The organism is Acuticoccus sp. (assembly GCF_965213555.1).
Taxonomy (GTDB): domain Bacteria; phylum Pseudomonadota; class Alphaproteobacteria; order Rhizobiales; family Amorphaceae; genus Acuticoccus.
Window position 1 is genome coordinate 1,492,422 of record NZ_OZ243890.1, and the last position, 17,959, is coordinate 1,510,380.

The 17,959-nt window shown below is 71.5% G+C and carries 14 protein-coding genes; 2 read left to right on the forward strand and 12 right to left on the reverse strand.

Annotation, left to right across the window (positions count from 1 at the left end; translation table 11 throughout):
* Nucleotide 1: 1 nt before the first annotated feature.
* Nucleotides 2–1,948 carry a transglycosylase domain-containing protein gene (locus ACOOE8_RS07230; protein WP_420394156.1) on the reverse strand — a complete coding sequence of 649 codons (1,947 nt, stop codon included), beginning with the start codon at nt 1,946–1,948 and terminating at the stop codon, nt 2–4.
* A gap of 433 nt (nt 1,949–2,381) precedes the next feature.
* Here ACOOE8_RS07230 and polA point away from each other — a divergent pair, with 433 nt between their 5' ends.
* Nucleotides 2,382–5,321 carry a DNA polymerase I gene (polA, locus tag ACOOE8_RS07235; protein ID WP_420394157.1) on the forward strand — a complete coding sequence of 980 codons (2,940 nt, stop codon included), beginning with the start codon at nt 2,382–2,384 and terminating at the stop codon, nt 5,319–5,321.
* An 18-nt stretch (nt 5,322–5,339) separates the two neighbouring features.
* Here the strand turns inward: polA and ACOOE8_RS07240 are convergent, their stop codons facing one another.
* The 11 genes from ACOOE8_RS07240 to aroA form a co-directional block, all read right to left on the reverse strand.
* A complete protein-coding gene (locus tag ACOOE8_RS07240; protein WP_420394158.1) occupies nt 5,340–6,299 on the reverse strand; it encodes a DMT family transporter in 960 nt (319 codons plus the stop codon).
* A 42-nt stretch (nt 6,300–6,341) separates the two neighbouring features.
* Entirely contained in the window at nt 6,342–7,373 is a 1,032-nt protein-coding gene (locus tag ACOOE8_RS07245) for a Glu/Leu/Phe/Val family dehydrogenase (RefSeq protein WP_420394159.1), read from the reverse strand.
* A gap of 192 nt (nt 7,374–7,565) precedes the next feature.
* Nucleotides 7,566–8,300, reverse strand: a complete 735-nt coding sequence (locus ACOOE8_RS07250; protein ID WP_420394160.1) for a ferritin-like domain-containing protein — start codon at nt 8,298–8,300, stop codon at nt 7,566–7,568.
* Nucleotides 8,301–8,383: 83 nt separating this feature from the next.
* Nucleotides 8,384–9,469, reverse strand: coding sequence for a molybdenum ABC transporter ATP-binding protein (gene modC, locus ACOOE8_RS07255; protein ID WP_420394161.1), 1,086 nt, complete (start codon nt 9,467–9,469; stop codon nt 8,384–8,386).
* Complete coding sequence (gene modB, locus ACOOE8_RS07260) at nt 9,466–10,146, reverse strand: molybdate ABC transporter permease subunit (RefSeq protein ID WP_420394162.1); 681 nt, start codon at nt 10,144–10,146, stop codon at nt 9,466–9,468. Before modB ends, modC begins: the two co-directional genes overlap by 4 nt.
* A gap of 53 nt (nt 10,147–10,199) precedes the next feature.
* Nucleotides 10,200–10,967 carry a molybdate ABC transporter substrate-binding protein gene (gene modA / locus ACOOE8_RS07265; protein WP_420394653.1) on the reverse strand — a complete coding sequence of 256 codons (768 nt, stop codon included), beginning with the start codon at nt 10,965–10,967 and terminating at the stop codon, nt 10,200–10,202.
* Between the two features lie 47 nt (nt 10,968–11,014).
* Nucleotides 11,015–11,881: an RNA polymerase factor sigma-32 gene (locus ACOOE8_RS07270; protein ID WP_420394163.1), complete on the reverse strand. Its 867-nt coding sequence runs from the start codon at nt 11,879–11,881 to the stop codon at nt 11,015–11,017.
* Nucleotides 11,882–12,276: 395 nt separating this feature from the next.
* Nucleotides 12,277–13,197 carry an alpha/beta fold hydrolase gene (locus tag ACOOE8_RS07275; RefSeq protein WP_420394164.1) on the reverse strand — a complete coding sequence of 307 codons (921 nt, stop codon included), beginning with the start codon at nt 13,195–13,197 and terminating at the stop codon, nt 12,277–12,279.
* Between the two features lie 223 nt (nt 13,198–13,420).
* Nucleotides 13,421–15,127: a 30S ribosomal protein S1 gene (gene rpsA, locus ACOOE8_RS07280; protein WP_420394165.1), complete on the reverse strand. Its 1,707-nt coding sequence runs from the start codon at nt 15,125–15,127 to the stop codon at nt 13,421–13,423.
* A 186-nt stretch (nt 15,128–15,313) separates the two neighbouring features.
* A complete protein-coding gene (gene cmk, locus ACOOE8_RS07285) occupies nt 15,314–15,952 on the reverse strand; it encodes a (d)CMP kinase (protein ID WP_420394166.1) in 639 nt (212 codons plus the stop codon).
* Nucleotides 15,949–17,301: a 3-phosphoshikimate 1-carboxyvinyltransferase gene (aroA, locus tag ACOOE8_RS07290; RefSeq protein WP_420394654.1), complete on the reverse strand. Its 1,353-nt coding sequence runs from the start codon at nt 17,299–17,301 to the stop codon at nt 15,949–15,951. The genes cmk and aroA overlap by 4 nt, the downstream gene beginning before the upstream one ends.
* A gap of 217 nt (nt 17,302–17,518) precedes the next feature.
* Here aroA and ACOOE8_RS07295 point away from each other — a divergent pair, with 217 nt between their 5' ends.
* Nucleotides 17,519–17,905 (forward strand): TIGR02300 family protein, encoded by a 387-nt coding sequence (locus tag ACOOE8_RS07295; RefSeq protein ID WP_420394167.1) that lies wholly within the window; start codon nt 17,519–17,521, stop codon nt 17,903–17,905.
* The last annotated feature ends 54 nt before the right edge of the window (nt 17,906–17,959 follow it).

Sequence of the window (17,959 nt, forward strand, 5' to 3'; positions counted from 1 at the left end):
GTCACCCCCCGAACAGCCGTCCGAAGAAACTGCGGGTCCCTTCCTCCTGGGGTGCCGGGCGCAGCCAGTCCCGCGCGTCCCGGGCGGCGGTGCCACGAGGCGGCCCGGCCGCGGACGCGGCCGGCGCCCCCCAGGCGCCGACCGCGACGGCGTCGGGGGCAGGGGCGAGCGGCTCAGGCGCGACGTCCATCGCCGGCAGGCCCGCGGGGACCATGCCCTCGTGGACCTTCATCATCAGCGTCTTCCACAGCTCCGCCGGCAGCGAGCCGCCCGTCGCCTTCAGCGTCGGCGTGTTGTCGTCGTTGCCGAGCCACACCCCGGTCGTGAAGTACGCGGTGTAGCCCACGAACCACGCGTCCCGCCAAGATTGGCTGGTGCCCGTCTTGCCGGCGGCCTGCCAGTCGTCGAGCTGGGCGCGGCGCGCCGTACCGGACTCCAGCGCCGCCGACAGCATGGTGTTCATCGCACCGACGTCCTCGAGCGCCACCACCGGGCCGGGCCCGCCGCTGCGCTGTTCGTAGAGGAGTTGGCCGTCCGCGGTGCGGATGCGCCGCACGATGTGCGGGACGACGCCGATGCCGCCGTTGGAGAACGGCACGTACGCGGTGGTGAGCTCGAGGAGGGTCACCTCGGACGTGCCGAGCGCGATGGACGCGTTGGCCGCCAGCGGCGAGCGGATGCCGAGCCGGCTCGCCACCGCGGCGACGGTGCCGGGGCCCACCTCCGCGGTGAGCTGCGCCGCGATCGTGTTGAGCGAGTGCGCCAGCGCCCGGGTCAGCGAGACGGGTCCGACGTACTCCTTGGTGTAGTTCTCCGGCGTCCAGTCGCCGATCCGGGTCGGCTGGTCGATCCGCATCGTCGCCGGCGTCAACCCATGCTCCAGCGCGGCGAGGAAGACGAACGGCTTGAACGCGGAGCCAGGCTGCCGCGCCGCCGCCACCGCGCGGTTGTACTGGCTGTCGCCGTACTGCCGACCGCCGACGAGCGCCTTCACCGCGCCCGAGCCGTCGAGCACCACGACGGCGCCCTGGGAGACGTTCTTCTCGGCCCCCTCCCCGTCGAGCATCTCGCGCAGCGCCTGCTCGGCGAGCTCCTGCAGCTCGAGGTTGACCGTGGTCTCCACCACGACGTCGTCCTCAACCGAGCCCGCGAACTCGGGCAGCACCTCGTTCACCCAGTCGGCGACGTAGCCGCTCGATGGCGCCACGTCCGGCGTCGCGAGCGTCGCAGGGTTCGCGCGGGCGTAGGCGTGCGCGATGGGGTCGATGAAGCCGACGTCGCGCATCGCCGCGAGCACCGTCGCAGCGCGCTCGTTCGCCCGGGTGAGGTCGGTGGTCGGCGCGTAGTACGAGGGCGCGCGCAGGAGGCCCGCGATCAGCGCCGCCTCGGACAGCTCGAGCTCCTCCGCCGGCTTGCCGAAGTAGCGCCGCGCCGCACCGTCGATGCCCGTCGCACCGGCGCCGAGGTAGACGCGGTTGAGGTACATCTCCAGGATCTCATCCTTGGAGTACTGCACCTCCAGCCAGACCGCGAAGATCATCTCCTGAATCTTGCGCTCCAGCGTGCGCGAGGGATCGAGGAACATGTTCTTGGCGAGCTGCTGGGTCAGCGTCGAGCCGCCCTGCTCGAGGCGGCCCGCGGAAAGGTTGGCGACCATCGCGCGGGCGAGGCCGATGGGGTCGATGCCGAAGTGGCTGTAGTACCTCCGGTCCTCGATGGCGATGACCGCCTGCGGCACGTGGTCCGGCAGTTCGGTGAGGGACACGGCTCGGCCGCCGGTGTCGCCGCGGTTCGCGATGAGCGCGCCGTCCTCCGACAGGATGGCGACGTTGGGCGGCCGGTCGGGCACCGCCCACTCGGCGGCCGGGGGCAGCGTCGCCGCGTAATACGCTATGATGGCGCCGACCCCAACGAGGCCGAGGATCGCGAGCGTGAGCGACAGCCTCACGGCGAGGCGCAGCAGGCGGAAGCGGCGTCGGCGAGGCGGGCGTCGTCGGGCCGGGCCGGCCTGCTTGGCTCGCTCACCAGCCGCCGGCGTCGCCGGGCGCGTGGCCGCTCGCGGACCGGGGCCGCGCTCCGACGGCCCAGGGGGCCTCGGGCCAGCCGCGCCCGAACCCTTCGCGAGGCTCGGCGCGCGCCGCTCACCCTGCGGCGATCCGCTCGACCGGCCACCGTCCGTCCTTCGTACCAAACCCAGCCCTCCCGCGAGACGATCACGACGACCCCAGCCGCGGTGAGTTACCATGACGCCCGGTGCCGCGCGACAGCACGGGCGTGCGCGACGAGGGGGAGCGTTTGCGGGCTGGCTGCGAGCGCCGCGCTGCGCCACCTTGATCGGCCATCACCCAGTCCCCATGGTCGCCGCGCTGATGGAGGCCGTCATGACCGAACCCCGCGCGCCCGGCCCGGGCGACACCGTCTTCTTGGTGGACGGCTCCTCGTTCGTCTTCCGCGCGTACTTCCAGTCCATGAACCAGGATCGCAAGTACAACTACCGCGCCGACGGCCTTCCGACCGGCGCGGTCCGCCTGTTCTGCAACAAGATTTACCAGTTCATCAAGGAGGGTGCGGCGGACGTTCGGCCGTCGCACCTCGCGATCATCTTCGACAAGTCCGAGGTCTCGTTCCGCAACGAGATCTACCCTGAGTACAAGGCGAACCGCTCAGCGCCGCCGGACGACCTCGTGCCGCAGTTCCCGCTGATGCGCGCGGCGGTCGAGGCGTTCGGCCTGAAGCCCATCGAGAAGGCCGGCTTCGAGGCCGACGACATCATCGCCACCTACGCGAGGCAGGCGGCGGACGCGGGGGCGGACGTCGTCATCGTCTCGGCCGACAAGGACCTCATGCAGCTCGTCAACGAGCGCGTGACGATGTACGACCCCGCGTCCGGCGAGGGGCGACGGCCGGGGACGGGGCGCATGGGGGTGCGTGCGGAGCGGCGCATCGGGGTCGACGAGGTCGTCGAGTACTTCGGCGTCATGCCGGAGCGCGTCGTCGACGTGCAGGCGCTGGTCGGGGACGCCACGGACAACGTCCCCGGCGTCCCGGGGATCGGCAAGAAGACCGCCGCCCAGCTCATCGACGAGTTCGGCGACCTCGACACGCTGCTCGCCGAGGCCGGGACGATCTCCCAGCCCAAGCGCCGCGAGAACCTCCTCGCGTTCGCCGACCAGGCGCGCCTGTCGCGCGAGCTCGTCCGGCTCGACGAGGCGGTGGCGGTGGACGATCCGCTGGCGGCGCTCACCCTCCACGAGGTGCCCGCCGAGCCGCTGATCGCGTTCTTCAAGGCGATGGACTTCGGCACGCTGACGCGCCGCGCGGCGGAGGACTTCGAGGTCGATCACGCGCGGGTCGAAGCCGACGCGCGCTACCTCCACCTCGGCCCCGCAGCCGCGTCCGAGCCGGACGACGCGACGCCGCGAAACGACGGGCCGGCGACGCCCTCCGCGCTCGCCGCGGAGCTCGAGCGCGAGGCGTCCGGCGCCGCCTTCGACCACGCGAGGTACGAGACCGTGGGCAGCGCCGAGCGCCTGGCGACCTGGATCGGGGCGGCGCGCGAGACCGGCCGGATGGGGCTTGCGGTGCGCCTCGCCGACGGTCCGCCCATGCGCTCCGCCCTTGCCGGCGTCGCCCTCGCCCTCGCCCCGAACACGGCATGCTACGTGCCGCTCGCCCACACCGCCGGCGACCTCGTCAGCGCGCCGAATGGGCTCGATCCGGCCGAGGCGCTGGCGCTCCTCGCCGCCCCGCTCGCCGACCGCTCCATCATGAAGGTCTCTAGCAACCTCAAGCGGGACTACCTCGCCCTGCGCCGCGCCGGCCTCGCGCTGGCGCCGCTCGACGACACCGGGCTGCTGTCCTACGCGGCCGACGCCGGAGCGGGGCAGCACGACCTCGCGAGCCTCTCCAAGCGCTTCCTCGGCCACGTCCCCATCGACGACCGCGACGTCATGGGTACGGGACAGAAGCGCATCCCCTTCGCCGAGGTGCCCCTCGACGCCGCGACCCGGCACGCCGCCGAGGAGGCCGACATCGCGCTGCGCCTCCTTCCGGTGCTGCGCCAGCGCCTCGTCGCCAAGCGCGTCGTTACCGTCTACGAGACGCTGGAGCGCCCGCTCCTGCCCGTCCTCGCGCGCATGGAGGAGCACGGCATCCGCGTCGACCGCGACATCCTCTCGCGCATGTCGGGCGACTTCTCGCAGACCCTCGCCCGCATCGAGGCGGAGATCTACGAGATGGCGGGCGAGCCGTTCAACATCGGCTCCACCAAGCAGCTCTCCGACGTCCTGTTCGGCAAGCTCGGCCTGCCGGGCGGGCGCAAGACCAAGACCGGCGCCTGGTCCACCGGCGCGCAGGTGCTGGAGGAGCTCGCCGCCGAGGGGCACCTGCTGCCCACCAAGATCCTCGAGTGGCGCCACATCAACAAGCTGAAGTCCACGTACACCGACGCGCTGCCCACCGAGATCCACCCGGAGACCGGGCGCGTCCACACGACGTTCTCGATGGCCTCCACCACCACGGGGCGGCTCTCCTCCACCGATCCGAACCTGCAGAACATCCCGATCCGCACCGAGGAGGGACGCAAGATCCGCACCGCGTTCGTGGCCGAGCCTGGCACGACGCTGATCGCTGCGGACTACGGGCAGATCGAGCTGCGCGTGCTCGCCCACATCGCCGACATCCCGCAGCTGCGCCAAGCGTTCGCCGACGGGCTCGACATCCACGCGATGACCGCCTCGGAGATGTTCGGGCTGCCGGTGGAGGGGATGGACCCGATGGTCCGTCGCCGCGCCAAGGCGATCAACTTCGGGATCATCTACGGCATCTCCGCCTTCGGCCTCGCCAACCAGCTGTCCATCCCGCGCGAGGAGGCCGGCGCCTACATCAAGCGCTACTTCGAGCGCTTCCCCGGCATCCGCGACTACATGGACGCCACCAAGCGCACCGTGCGCGAGCACGGCTACGTGACGACGCTGTTCGGCCGCCGCGCGCACTACCCGGAGATCGACACCTCCAACCCGTCGATGCGCGCGTTCTACGAGCGGGCGGCGATCAACGCGCCGATCCAGGGCTCGGCCGCCGACATCATCCGCCGGGCGATGGTGCGCTTGGAGCCGGCGCTCGCCGAGGCGGGGCTGTCGACGAAGATGCTCCTCCAGGTGCACGACGAGCTCCTGTTTGAGGCGCCGGTGGAGGAGGCGGACCGGGCAATCGCGGTGATCCGCCGGGTCATGGCCGGCGCGGCCGAGCCCGCGGTGAAGCTTGCCGTCCCCCTGGAGGTCGACGCCCGCGCCGGCGCGAGCTGGGCCGAGGCGCACTGACGGCGTGCGCGCCGGCGCTCACTCGGCGCGGCGCACGCGGGCGCGCTGAGCGAGCGCGACGATCGCGACCACGGCAGCGGCGAAGACGAGCGTCGTCGCCGACACCGCCTCACCGGCCACCACCGCCGCGATGAGGATCGTCAGGAACGGCTGGAGGAGCTGGAGCTGGCCGACCTTGGCGACGCCGCCCAGCGCCATCGCCGCGTTCCAGAAGAAGAAGCCGAGGAACATCGAGAAGAGGGCGACGTAGGCGAAGCCCGCCCATGCGCTCGCGCCCACGCCGGCCGGAGCGGCGGGGGCGAGGAGGACGGCGAGCGGCGCCGTCACCGGGAAGGAGAGGACCAGCGCCCACGAGATCACGGCCCAACCCGGCATCGTGCGCGAGAGGTTGCCCGAGAAGGCGTAACCGAACGCCGCCGCGCACGCCGCGAACAGGAGAAAGATGTCGCCGGCCGAGATCGTCCCGCCGCCCTGAGCTAGGACGAAGGCGAGCACCGTCGCGCCACCGGCTGCCGACAGCGCCCAGAACGCGCTGCCCGGACGCTCGCCGGAGACCGCCGTCGCTGCGAGCGCGGTGGTGAGCGGCAGGATCGCGAGCACCACTCCGCCGTGCCCCGCCGACACGCTCGTCATCGCGAACGCCATCGAAAGCGGAAAGCCGACGATCAGGAACAGGCTCGCCCCCGCAAGCCACGCGAGGCCCTTCCCCCTTGGTAGAGGCGTCCCGCCGAGGGCGAGGAGGGGTGCTGCAAGGAGCGCTGCGACCGCAGCGCGGCCGAAGGTCACGAACATGGGGTCGAGCTCCGCCACCGCGAGCCGGGTCGCCGGCAACGTACCGGCGAAGATCGCGACCCCGACCACCCCGAGCGCCACCGCGCCGACCACCCCGACGGATGCCGACCCTTTTACCTGCGGAGGTTCGGTCGACGCGCGAGCCTCGGCGCCGGCTCGCGGCCGCTCGCCGTCCGTTCCGGTCACGGAGCCTCCCTCCGCGGCACCTGCGCCGCTGCTGAGCGCGGGTCAGCCGCGACCGAACCGAGCCTCGGCCAATCGGTCGGCGACGGCATGGGTGGGCGTCGCGGTGCGCGCGGCCTCCTCGAACACCTCGTCCAGCCTATCAGCGATGGCGTCGACCCGACGGTCGACCTCCGCGTCGTCCCAGCCGTAGTACTCGCCCGCCATCTTGATGACGCCGCCAGCGTTCAGCACGTAGTCCGGCGCGTAGAGGATGCCGCGGCCGGCAAGCGCCGCGCCGTCGTCGGGCGTCGCGAGCTGGTTGTTGGCGCCGCCCGCCACCGCGCGGACCTTCAGCGCTGGGATCGTCGTCGCGTTCAGCGTCGCACCGAGCGCGTTGGGCGAGAAGAGGTCCGCCTCGACGAGGCCGATGTCCTCCGGCGGCACCCCCTTGGCGCCGAGCTCGCGCTCCGCCAGCGTCGTCCGCTCGAGCGAGATGTCCGTCACCGTGAGCCGTGCGCCGGCCTCCGCGAGGTGCCTCGCCAGGCCGTACCCGACGTTGCCGAGGCCCTGCACGGCGACGTGAAGCCCCGACGGCGGGCCGAGGCCGGCCGCGCGGGCGGTGGCCAGGAGGCCGATGTAACAGCCCCTCGCCGTGGTCGGCGACGGGTCGCCGCGCCCACCGTCTTTGGGGTCGAGCCCCGTCACGTGGTGCGTGTGGCGGCGGGTGTGCGCGAGGTCGGACGGCGACGAGCCGACGTCCTCGGCGACGATGTAGCGCCCCGACAGCGTCTCGATGGCCTGACCCAGCGCCTCGAACATCGCCGGCGAAGTCGCACCCCGTGCGGGCACGATCACCACGGACTTGCCGCCGCCAAGCGGCAGGTCCGCCATCGCCGCCTTGTACGTCATGCCGCGCGACAGCCGCAGCGCGTCGGTCAGCGCCGCGTCGTCGTCCACGTAGGTCCACACGCGGCACCCTCCGAGCGCCGGCCCGCGGGCGGTGTTGTGGATGGCGATGATCGCCGACAGTCCGCTCGCGGCGTCGCGCGCGTGCAGCACCGCCTCGTGATCGTCGAACGATGGGTGGTGGAACATCGGTCCCCCGGCTCAGCGACGCTTTGGCCGTCCGCGGGGGCGTGAAGCGCTGCCGAGGCATCGCACGGCGCTGCCTGACCGACAATGGCGAGCGCCACGGACTTGGACCGCGGCGGCGTCTGCGGAGGAGCCCTGCCGTTTCCTCCGCAGCGCCTTGCCCGGCCGAGCGCGGGCCGAGCGAGCGCCTTCGGCCTAGGCGGCGCGCTTGCCGCGACCCTTGCCGCGCTTGCCGCTGCGCCCGGAGCGCTCCTCGCCGAGGTCGACGACGCCCTCGTCCTCGCCGTCCTCCTGCTCGGCGTCCGCCAGCTCGGCGTTCTCCTTCACGTCGGCCATGGCGTCGACCGGCTCGTCCTGCTCGGCGGTCTCCTCCTCGATGGCCTCGGCCTCGACCTGGGTCGGCGCGGTGCCGTCCGTCGCACCGCCATCCTCGCCCTCGCCGGTGTCGGCCGCCGGGTTGAGCGTGTCTTCGGCGAGCTCGGAGAGCTTCTGGTCGGTGGCCATCTCCTGGTCGCGGATGCGCCGCAGCGCCTCCACGGCGTCGGAATGGCCGAGCGCTTCGCCCCACGCTACCAGCGTGCCGTAGCGGGCGATCTCGTAATGCTCGACGGCCTGTACCGCGGCGACGATGCCAGCGTCGCGCGTGCGATCGTCGGCCGCCTCCTCCATGAGCTCGCGGGCCTCCTCGAGGAGGCCGTGCACCGCCTCGCAGTTCGTGCCGCGGGGCCGCATGGACAGGCTCTCGAACACGTGTTCGAGCTCCTCGACCTGATGCTCGGTCTCCTCGTGGTGAGTCTCCAGAAGGCTCTTCAACTCGGGTGAGGTGACCTTGCGCGACATCTGACGCATGGCCTTCAGGCCCTGCTTCTCCGCATGGTAGATGTCGCGAAGGGTATGGACGAAGAGGTCGTGCAGCGATTTCATCGCCATGACAATTCTCCCAACGGGCGCGTCGCCCGCGGCACAGAATGGGGTCGTCGGCACCTGAGTTCCGGCCAGAAGGTCGCACCCGTTCATCGGCCGAGCACGACCACGTCCTCCGGCGCCACCGCGAGCGCCTTCAGCAACGCAACACACTGCGTCCCCGGGGCGAGGCCGAGCTCGCGCACCGAGCGCTGGGTGAGCCGCGCGAGGATCCTGTCCTTCCCGCAGGCGAGGCCGACCAGCGCGCCTGGCCCGACGCCGTCCGTAACGGAGGTCACCGTCACCGGCAGAACGTTCTGCGTGGATGCCACGACGCCGGGACGGGCGAGGATGACGTCCGTCGCACGCAACCTGAGGCGCACCGTCGTGCCGATGCCGGCTTGCACCATGGGCAGGGTCAACGTGGCGGCCGACAGGCGCACCTCGCTGAGCCCGTCCACCGCATGGTGCGCCGCGATGCGCCCCTCGAGGAGCACGCCGGCGTCCCGCGGACCCATCTGGGCGGCCGCGAGCGCGTCGGCGAACACGGTTGCCGCCGGCCCCGCCGCGGCGACCCGCCCCTCGCGCAGGACCACCACGGTATCGGCGAGCCGAGCAACCTCGCTCACCTGATGGCTGACGTACACCATGGGCAGCCGCGCCTCAGCGCGTAGCCGCTCGAGGTACGGCAGGATCTCGGCCCTGCGTGCCTCGTCGAGGGAGGCGAGCGGCTCGTCGAGCAGGAGGAGCGCAGGACCCGTCGCAAGCGCCCGTGCGATGGCGACGCGCTGCGTCTCCCCGCCGGACAGCCCCGCCGGCCGCCGACGCAGGAGGTCGCCGAGGCCGAGGAGCGCCACGAGCGGCGCGACCGCGGCCGGGCGGCGTGCGAAGCGGCGCGCGAAGGCAAGGTTGCCGGCGACGGTCATGTGCGGGAACAGGCGGCCGTCCTGGAACACCACGGCGGCGCCGCGGCGGTGTGCCGGAACGTCCACCCCGGCCGCGCCGTCGAACAGGACACGGCCTCCGGCCTCGATCCGGCCGGCAGTCGGCGTCAGGAGCCCGGCGATCGCTTGGATCACCGTCGTCTTGCCGGCGCCGGAGCGGCCGAACAGCGCGGTGATGCCGTCCGCGGCGGCGAACGACACGTCGAGGTCGAAGTCGCCGCGGCGATGACGGAGCGCGACGGACAGCGTCACCGGCCTGCGACCCACCGCGCCGCGCGCTGGGACAGCGCCTCCGACACGAGGAGGGCGACGAGGGAGATGGCGATGGAGATCGCCGCCAGCCGTCCCGCCATCGCCTCGCCGCCCGGCACCTGCAACGCGGTGTAGATCGCGAGCGGCAGGGTCTGCGTCTCGCCGGGGATGTTGGAGACGAAGGTGATCGTCGCGCCGAACTCACCGAGCGCCTTGGCGAAGCCGAGCACCACGGCAGCGAGCAGCCCTGGCACCACGAGAGGCAGCGTCACGAACGCGAACGTCGCCGTCCGCCCCGCGCCGAGGTTCCTGGCCGCCCCCTCGAGCCGGGGGTCGACCGCGTCGACGGACAGGCGCACCGCCCGCACCATCAGCGGGAACGCCATCACCGCGGCGGCGAGGGCGGCGCCGGTCCAGTCGAACGCGAACACGACGCCCAGCTCAGCGAGCCAGCCTCCGACGGGACCACGGCGACCGAACAGGAGGAGGAGCACGTAGCCGGTCACCACCGGCGGCAGGATGAGCGGCAGGTGCACGAGCCCGTTGAGCAGCGCCCGCCCGACGAAGCGGCCCCGCGCGAGCGCGAACGCCGCGGCGACCGCGAGCGGCAGCGCCGCCAGGGTCGCCACCAGCGAGACCTGAAGCGACAGCGCGACGACGGGCCAGACGTCGATCAAGGCTTACCGCATCCGGCACGAACCCCTCGGCGGCGTGAGCCTCCCCGCACCGCTCAGGGCCGCGTGAAGCCCGCCGCCGCGAAGTGACGCCAGGCGTCCGGCGTGGTCAGGTGATCGTAAAGCGCGCGCACCGCGCCCCCGTCCCGTCCGGCGACGATCGCCATGGAGTAGACGATGGGGTCGTGGCTCGAGGGCGGGAACGTCCCCACGGTCCGAACACGGCCGAGACGGGCGTCCGAGGCGTAGACCACGCCGAACGGGGCCTCGCCGCGCTCCACCAACGCCAGCGCCGTGCGTACGTTGTCGCTCTGCACGACCTGTTCGGCCAAGCGCGACCAAAGCCCAAGGTTGGTCAGCGCCTGCCGGCCGTAGATGCCGGCGGGTACCGCCTCCACCAGCGCCATGGCGATGCGCTCGTCGCCCACGGCGGACGCGATCGCCTTCGCGGTGAGGACGCCCGCGTGCCCGTCGTCCTCCGGCTCGCCGGACGCCACGAGGACGAGCGTGTTGCCGAGGAGCGCCGTGCGCGTCGTGGCCTGAACCTCCCCAGCCTCTGCGAGGACGTCCATCCACGCCTCGTTCGCCGAAATGAAGAGGTGAGCCGGAGCGCCCTGCTCGATCTGCCGCGCGAGGACTGAGCTGCCCGCGTAGGACACCGTGACGTCGACCCCCGCCGACGCCTCGAAGTCCGTCACTGCCGCGTCGAGCCCGTCGCGCAGGCTCGCCGCGGCGAACACGGTCACCGCGTCCGCCCTGGCGTCGCCTGCCCCGAGCAGGATGATGGACGCCAGCGCACAGGCCCGGACGGCGCAGCGCAACATCGTCACGTTCCAAGCCTTCAAGACTAAGTCGGCGGTCCGCGCGTGGATCAGGCGACGAACACCTGCCGCTCGTGATCGCGCAGCAGTGCCGAGCGCAGCTTCTGCAGCGCGCGGTTCTCGATCTGGCGTACCCGCTCCTTGGAGATGCCGAGCTTCTCGCCGAGCGACTCCAGCGTCGCCCCCTCCTCCGTGAGCCGCCGCTCACGCACGATGCGCAGCTCGCGCTCGTTGAGCTCGTGCAGCGCGCTTTCGAGCCAGCGGGCGCGACGATCGGTGTCGATGGACTCCGACACCGTCTGGTCCTGCAGCGGCTGCTGGCAGGGGATGAAGTCCTGCCGGTCCGCCGCCGTCGAGTCGCTCTCGATCACCGGAGCGTTCAGCGAGGTGTCGGGGGCCGACAGGCGCGAGTTCATCAGCTCGACGTCCGCCTTCGACACGCCGATGGCGTTGGCGATCGCCTCGTACATCGCGGCATCGGGCGACCCTGCGCCGTTGCGCGCCATCTTGGCGCGCAGCCGACGGAGGTTGAAGAAGAGCGCCTTCTGGGTCGACGAGGTGCCACCGCGCACGATGGACCAGTTGCGCAGGATGTAATCCTGGATGGAGGCACGGATCCACCATGTCGCATAGGTCGAGAAGCGGACCTGACGTTCCGGCTCGAAGCGGGCGGCAGCCTCGAGCAGCCCCACATGCCCCTCTTGGATGAGGTCGCCCATGGGGAGGCCGAAGTGGCGGAAGCGGGAGGCGATGGAGATGACGAGGCGCATGTGCGCTGCCGTCAGCTTGCCGAGCGCCTTCTCGTCCTTGTCGTCGCGCCACCTGAGCGCGAGCTGATGCTCCTCCTCGCGTTCGAGGTAGGGCGCGCTCATGGCAGCCTTGACGAAGTGACGCGGTGATCCAGCTTCCGAAGACATCGGCACCCCTCCTCACGCGGCCGTCTGAGCTTGGAAAGTCGGCTTACGGAACATTCGTTCCCCGCAGCGACGACGATGCGTGCCATGACGCAGGTTAAGGCAGTCGTCACGCGCCTCGGCAGCACGGTGACTTACCGGCGAGGAGATCGGGTGCACGGGCAGCGCCGCGGGCCGCGCGACCCAACGCCGCGAGCGGTGCACGTCGGCGCACCACGTGCTCATGCCGCGGCCTCGACCTGCGGCCGGATGCCAGTTGCGCATCACGGGAGGCAGCGCGCGGTCGCCGTCAGGGCGAAGGGTCGTTACGCCGTCAGGTTGTCCGGCGGCGGAGACCGTGGGTCGTCGGCGCGACCCCGCGGGCGCACCGCGGCAGGGGAGCCGCGGTGCAGTTCGTCTCAGTAAACGCGGCCGAGGAACTCGCCGATCGCGTTCCCCGCTGCCTCCGGTTGCTCGAACACCGCAGCGTGGCTTGCGCCGTCGATGATCGCGAGCTCGCCGTCGGGCGCCAGATCGGCCATCTCCTGGGCGATCTCGACCGGGTAGACCGGGTCCGCACGACCGACCAGCACCAGGACGGGGACGTCGACGCCCTTCAGCGTCTCCGTGGAGTCCGGTCGACCGGCGAGCACCTTCGCGCCGCCGATGGCACCGTCGAGGGAGGCCTGCTTCATGGCGGCGGTCAGGTAGTCGACCTGCGCTGGCGCCTCGACGGTCCGCGTCTCCCCGGTGAGCATGTTCGGCATCAGGAAGGGGATGATGGCCTCCACCGAGCCCTTCTCCTCCAGCGTCGTCTCGGCGCCCTGCCAGATGCCAGCCTCGATGGCACCGGCGGCAGTATGGTTCGTGTCGATGAGCATCATCCCCGCGAACACGTCCGGGTTCTGGCGGTACATTTCGAAGGCGATCGGTCCGCCCATGGACATGCCGCCGATGACCGCCCGGTCGATGCCGAGCTCGGACAGGACGGCCAACGCGTCCTCGGCGTAGGTGGCGACGTCCTCCACCGGCGCCGGCGTCGATGAGCGACCGTACCCGCGGTGGTCGATCGTGATGACCTGGTACGTGTCGTCGAGGCGATCGCGCAGCCTCTCGAACAGTGCGCCTGACAAGGGGTAGCCGTGCAGAAGGAGGACCGGTTCGCCCTCGCCCGAAGCCGCCACGAAGATGTCCGCGCCATTGACGGTGATGGTGCGGCCTTCCCGCGCCTCGGGCTCGGGCAGTTCGAGCCGCTCGGCGGCGGTCTGCGCCAGCGTCGGCGCGGCCAGTCCGGCGAGGACGGCGACGCCCGCGAGGCGGATGATGGAGTTTTTGTTCACGCGTGCACTTCCTTGAGGTTGGACGCTGGGAACGGCGCCCAAACCGCGAGGGTTCCGGCACGGGACCCGCACGGAACCGTCCATCCAAGAAGACGCCAACGCCATCGCGGCCGCGGTGGCAACACGCGTCACTGCGACCCGCGTTGCCAGGCTCGCGCGCAGCTTGCGACTGCGAGCTCAGGCCGCCGCCGACCGCGGCGGACGCGGTCGGCGGCGGTGGAGGCTACTGGTTCTCGGTGTTCCTCGCTCGCAGCGCGGCGCCGAGGATGTCGCCGAGCGAGGCGCCGGAGTCGGTGGAGCCGTACTGCTCCACGGCCTCCTTCTCCTCGGCGATCTCGAGCGCCTTGATCGACACCTGCACCCGCCGCGCCTTGCGGTCGAACTGGGTGATGCGGGCGTCGAACTTCTGGCCGACATTGTAGCGGCTCGGCTGCTGGTCGTTGCGGTCCCGCGCGAGCTCGGAGCGGCGCATGAAGGTCGAAAGCTCGGTGCCGACGATCTGCACCTCGAGCCCGGCCTCCTTAACCTCCTTCACCTCGCAGGTGACGATGGCGCCGCGCTTGACCTCGGCTCCGTCCGCCGCCTCGGTGAACGGGTCGCCGCCGAGCTGCTTCATGCCCAGCGAGATGCGCTCCTTATCAGGATCGACCTCGAGCACGATCGCCCTGACGACCTGGCCCTTCTGGAAGTCGTCCATGACCTCCTCGCCTGGCCGGTTCCAGTCGAGGTCGGACAGGTGGACCATCCCGTCAATGTCGTTCTCCAGGCCGACGAACAAACCGAACTCGGTCTTGTTCTTCACCTCGCCCTCGACGACCGTGCCTGGCGGGTTGGCGTCGAGGAACGCCTCCCACGGGTTGTCCATGACTTGCTTCAGGCCGAGGGATATGCGCCGCTTGGCAGCGTCCACCTCGAGGATCATCACGGTCACCTCCTGCGAAGTGGCGACGATCTTGCCCGGGTGGACGTTCTTCTTGGTCCAGCTCATCTCCGACACGTGAATCAGGCCCTCGATGCCGGGCTCGAGCTCCACGAACGCGCCGTAGTCGGTGATGTTGGTGACGCGGCCGGTGAAGCGTGCGTCGATCGGGTACTTCGCCTCGATGCCCTCCCAGGGGTCGGCCTGGAGCTGCTTCATGCCGAGCGAGATGCGGTGCGTCTCCTGGTTCACCCGGATGACCTGCACCTTCACCGACTGGCCGATGGACAGGATCTCGGTGGGGTGGTTGACGCGCCGCCACGCCATATCGGTGACGTGCAGGAGGCCGTCGATGCCGCCGAGGTCGACGAAGGCGCCGTAGTCGGTGATGTTCTTGACCACGCCCTCGATGATCTGCCCCTCCTCGAGGGACTGGACGATCTCATGACGTTGCTCGGCGCGCGTTTCCTCGAGCACCACGCGGCGGGAGACGACGATGTTGCCGCGCCGCTTGTCCATCTTGAGGATCTGGAAGGGCTGCGGCGTGTTCATCAGCGGGCCGACGTCGCGCACCGGTCGGATGTCCACCTGGGAGCGCGGCAGGAAGGCGACCGCGCCGTCGAGGTCGACGGTGAAGCCACCCTTCACCTGGTTGAAGATCTTGCCAGTGACCTTGTCGTTCTTCTCGAACGCAGCCTCCAGCCTCACCCAGGACTCCTCGCGGCGGGCCTTCTCGCGCGACAGCACGGCCTCGCCGAGCGCGTTCTCCACGCGCTCGAGGTAGACCTCGACCTCATCGCCGACCTCGATGTTCTCGTCCTCGCCGCGGACGCCGAACTCCTTCAGCGGCACGCGACCCTCGACCTTGAGGCCGACGTCGATGACAGCGAGGTCCTTCTCGAAGCCGACGACGATGCCCTTGACGACCGACCCCTCGGCCATCTCGGTCTGGTTCAGCGAGGCTTCGAGCAGCGCCGCGAAGTCGTCACGGGTTGGGGTTGATAAGCTCATTCGTTCTCCGGTCGCGTGAAACACGCTGCGGCGAGGGTTGGTGTGAGTGTCGTGCGCCCCCGACGGGGTTCGCCGCGGTCCCTTCGCGGGCGCTTGGTAACGAAGTCGCCGCCCCGGACGCCCCCAAGGACACGCCCACGCACGACGGCGGCGTCCGCGCGCGCGGACACCGCCAGCTGCGACAAGCTAAGCGGCGAGCGCCTCGTCCACAACCCTCGTCGCGAGCCAAAACGCGGCGTCCGCGTCGAGGTGGGTCGTGTCGAGGATGTGGGCATCGGCGGCGGGGCGCAGCGGGCTCGACGCCCGCCCGCAGTCGCGGGCGTCGCGGGACCGCAGCGCCGCGAGGAGCCGTTCGTAGGCCGGGCCGGCCTCTGACCCGGTCAGCTCGAGCGCACGGCGTCTTGCCCGCTCCTCCACCTCGGCGGTGATGAACAGCTTCACCGAGGCATCCGGCAGGACGACGGTGCCGATGTCGCGTCCGTCGAGCACCGCCCCGCGGCCGGCGCGCGCAGCCTCGCGCGCGAAGCCCTGCTGCCGCGCCACGAGGACGGTGCGAAGCTCGGGCAGCACGGCAACCTGCGAGGCGCCCTCGCCGACCTCCGCGGTGGCGAGCGCCGGCGCCTCGAGCGCCCCAAGGTCGATGGCGCCGGCTGCCCGCACGGCCGCCTCGCCGTCGTCGAGTGCGACACCGTCCTCCATCAGCGCGAGCGCCACCGCACGGTACGTGCGGCCTGTGTCGAGGTAGGCGAGGCCGTAGTGCGTCGCGAGGCGCTTGGCGAGCGTCCCCTTGCCGGACGCCGCCGGCCCGTCCACCGCGATGATCACGCGACGAGCTCGCCTTCATGCACGATGACCTCGCCACCGAGGCCGCGCATGGCGTCGACGAAGCCCGGGAAGCTCGTCTCGATCATCGCGCCGTCGTCGACGGTCACCGGCTCGTCGGCGGCAAGGCCGAGGACGAGGAAGCTCATGGCGATGCGGTGGTCGAGTTGCGTCGCGACGTGTCCGCGGCCGATCGCACCGCCACCGCGGCCGGCGACGCGCAGCCAGTCCTCGCCGACCTCGTGTGCCACGCCGTTCGCCTCCAGGCCGCGCGCGATCGCGGCAAGCCGGTCGCTCTCCTTCACGCGCAGCTCCGAGAGCCCTGCCATCGTCGTCGACCCCTCGGCGAACGCGGCGGCGACGGCGAGGACCGGGTACTCGTCGATCATCGACGGCGTGCGCTCGGCTGGAACGCTGACGCCGGACAGGCGGCTCGCCCTCACACGGACATCGCCGATCCGCTCGCCCCCGGCATCGCGCTCGTCCTCGACGGCGAGGTCGGCGCCCATCTCGAGCAGCGTGGTGAAGAGGCCCGTGCGCGACGGGTTGAGCAGGACGTCGCGTACGACGACCTCCGAACCCGGCACGATCAGCGCGGCGACGACGACGAACGCCGCCGACGACGGGTCCGCCGGCACGACGACGTCCGTCGGAGCGAGCGGGTGCTGCCCCTCGACGGTGATCGCAAGGCCTGCGCCGGTCCGCTCGCGACGGACGCGGGCGCCGAAGGCGGCGAGCATGCGCTCGGTGTGGTCGCGGGTCGGCACCGGCTCGATCACCGTCGTCTCGCCCGGCGTGTTGAGCCCAGCGAGGAGGATCGCCGACTTCACCTGCGCCGAGGCGACGGGCAGCGTGTAGGCGATGGGCACGAGCGAGTCCGGCCCACGCAGGGTGAGTGGCAGACGGTCGCCAGTCCGCGCCGCGACGGTCGCGCCCATCTCGCGCAGCGGCTCGAGGACACGGCCCATCGGGCGACGCGACAGCGAGGCGTCGCCGACGAAGGTCGCGGCGATCGGGTGGCCGGCGACGAGCCCCATGGTGAGCCGCGCGCCCGTGCCCGCGTTGCCGAAGTCGAGCGGCGAGGACGGCTCGGCGAGCGCGCCGAGGCCAGCCCCGTCGATGGCGACGTCCGACCCGCGCACCGTGACGGTGGCGCCGAGCGCGCGCATGGCCGCGGCCGTCGCCATCACGTCCTCCCCCATCAGGAGGCCCGTGACGTGGGAGCGACCGACCGCGAGCGCGCCCATCATCAGCGCCCTGTGCGAGATCGACTTGTCGCCCGGCACACGCACGTCGCCGGTGAGCGGCCTGCCGTGCGCCGCGGTCACTGCCCGGCGCGAACCCTTGCCCATCATCTTCCCAACGTCGGCGTTGCCGGCCTCGCGCGTCCCCGTCCCGTTGCCGGGGCGAGGGTCGGCGACGGCGGTGTCAGCGGCCATGCCGATGTCATAGAGGGGGCGGCGAGTCAGCGCCACCCCGGGATGGCAAGCGTCCGGCCCTGACCTTGCGGTGGACCGCGGGGTGTGCCAAGGCCCCACGCCTTCCAAGCGAAACCCCACGGAGCCTCCCTTGGCCAAACCTGAGCTCGGCACCAAGCGGTTGTGCCCCAACTGCGGTGCCAAGTACTACGACCTGCATCGCGACCCCATCATCTGTCCGCGCTGCAACGTGATGTTTGCCACTGGTGTCGTCGCTACGCGCCGGGAGATGGCCCGTGCCGAGGAGGACGATGACGAGGTTGACGTCGAGGACGAGGGCGTCGAGCTCGTCGCGCTCGAGGAGGCGGACGAGGACGAGGGCGATGCCGCCGCGGCCGACGACGAGGAGGACATCGCCGTCGCCGCAGATGAGGACGTCGCGGTCGTCACCGACGACGACGTGCTGGTCGACGACGACTCCGACGACGAGGTGTCCGACGTCGTCCGCGGCTCCGACGAGGACGAGGAGGAGCGCTGATCGGCGCGGCGCTCGCCTGTTGCGCTCCGCCGCGCCATCATCTATCTCCGCCGA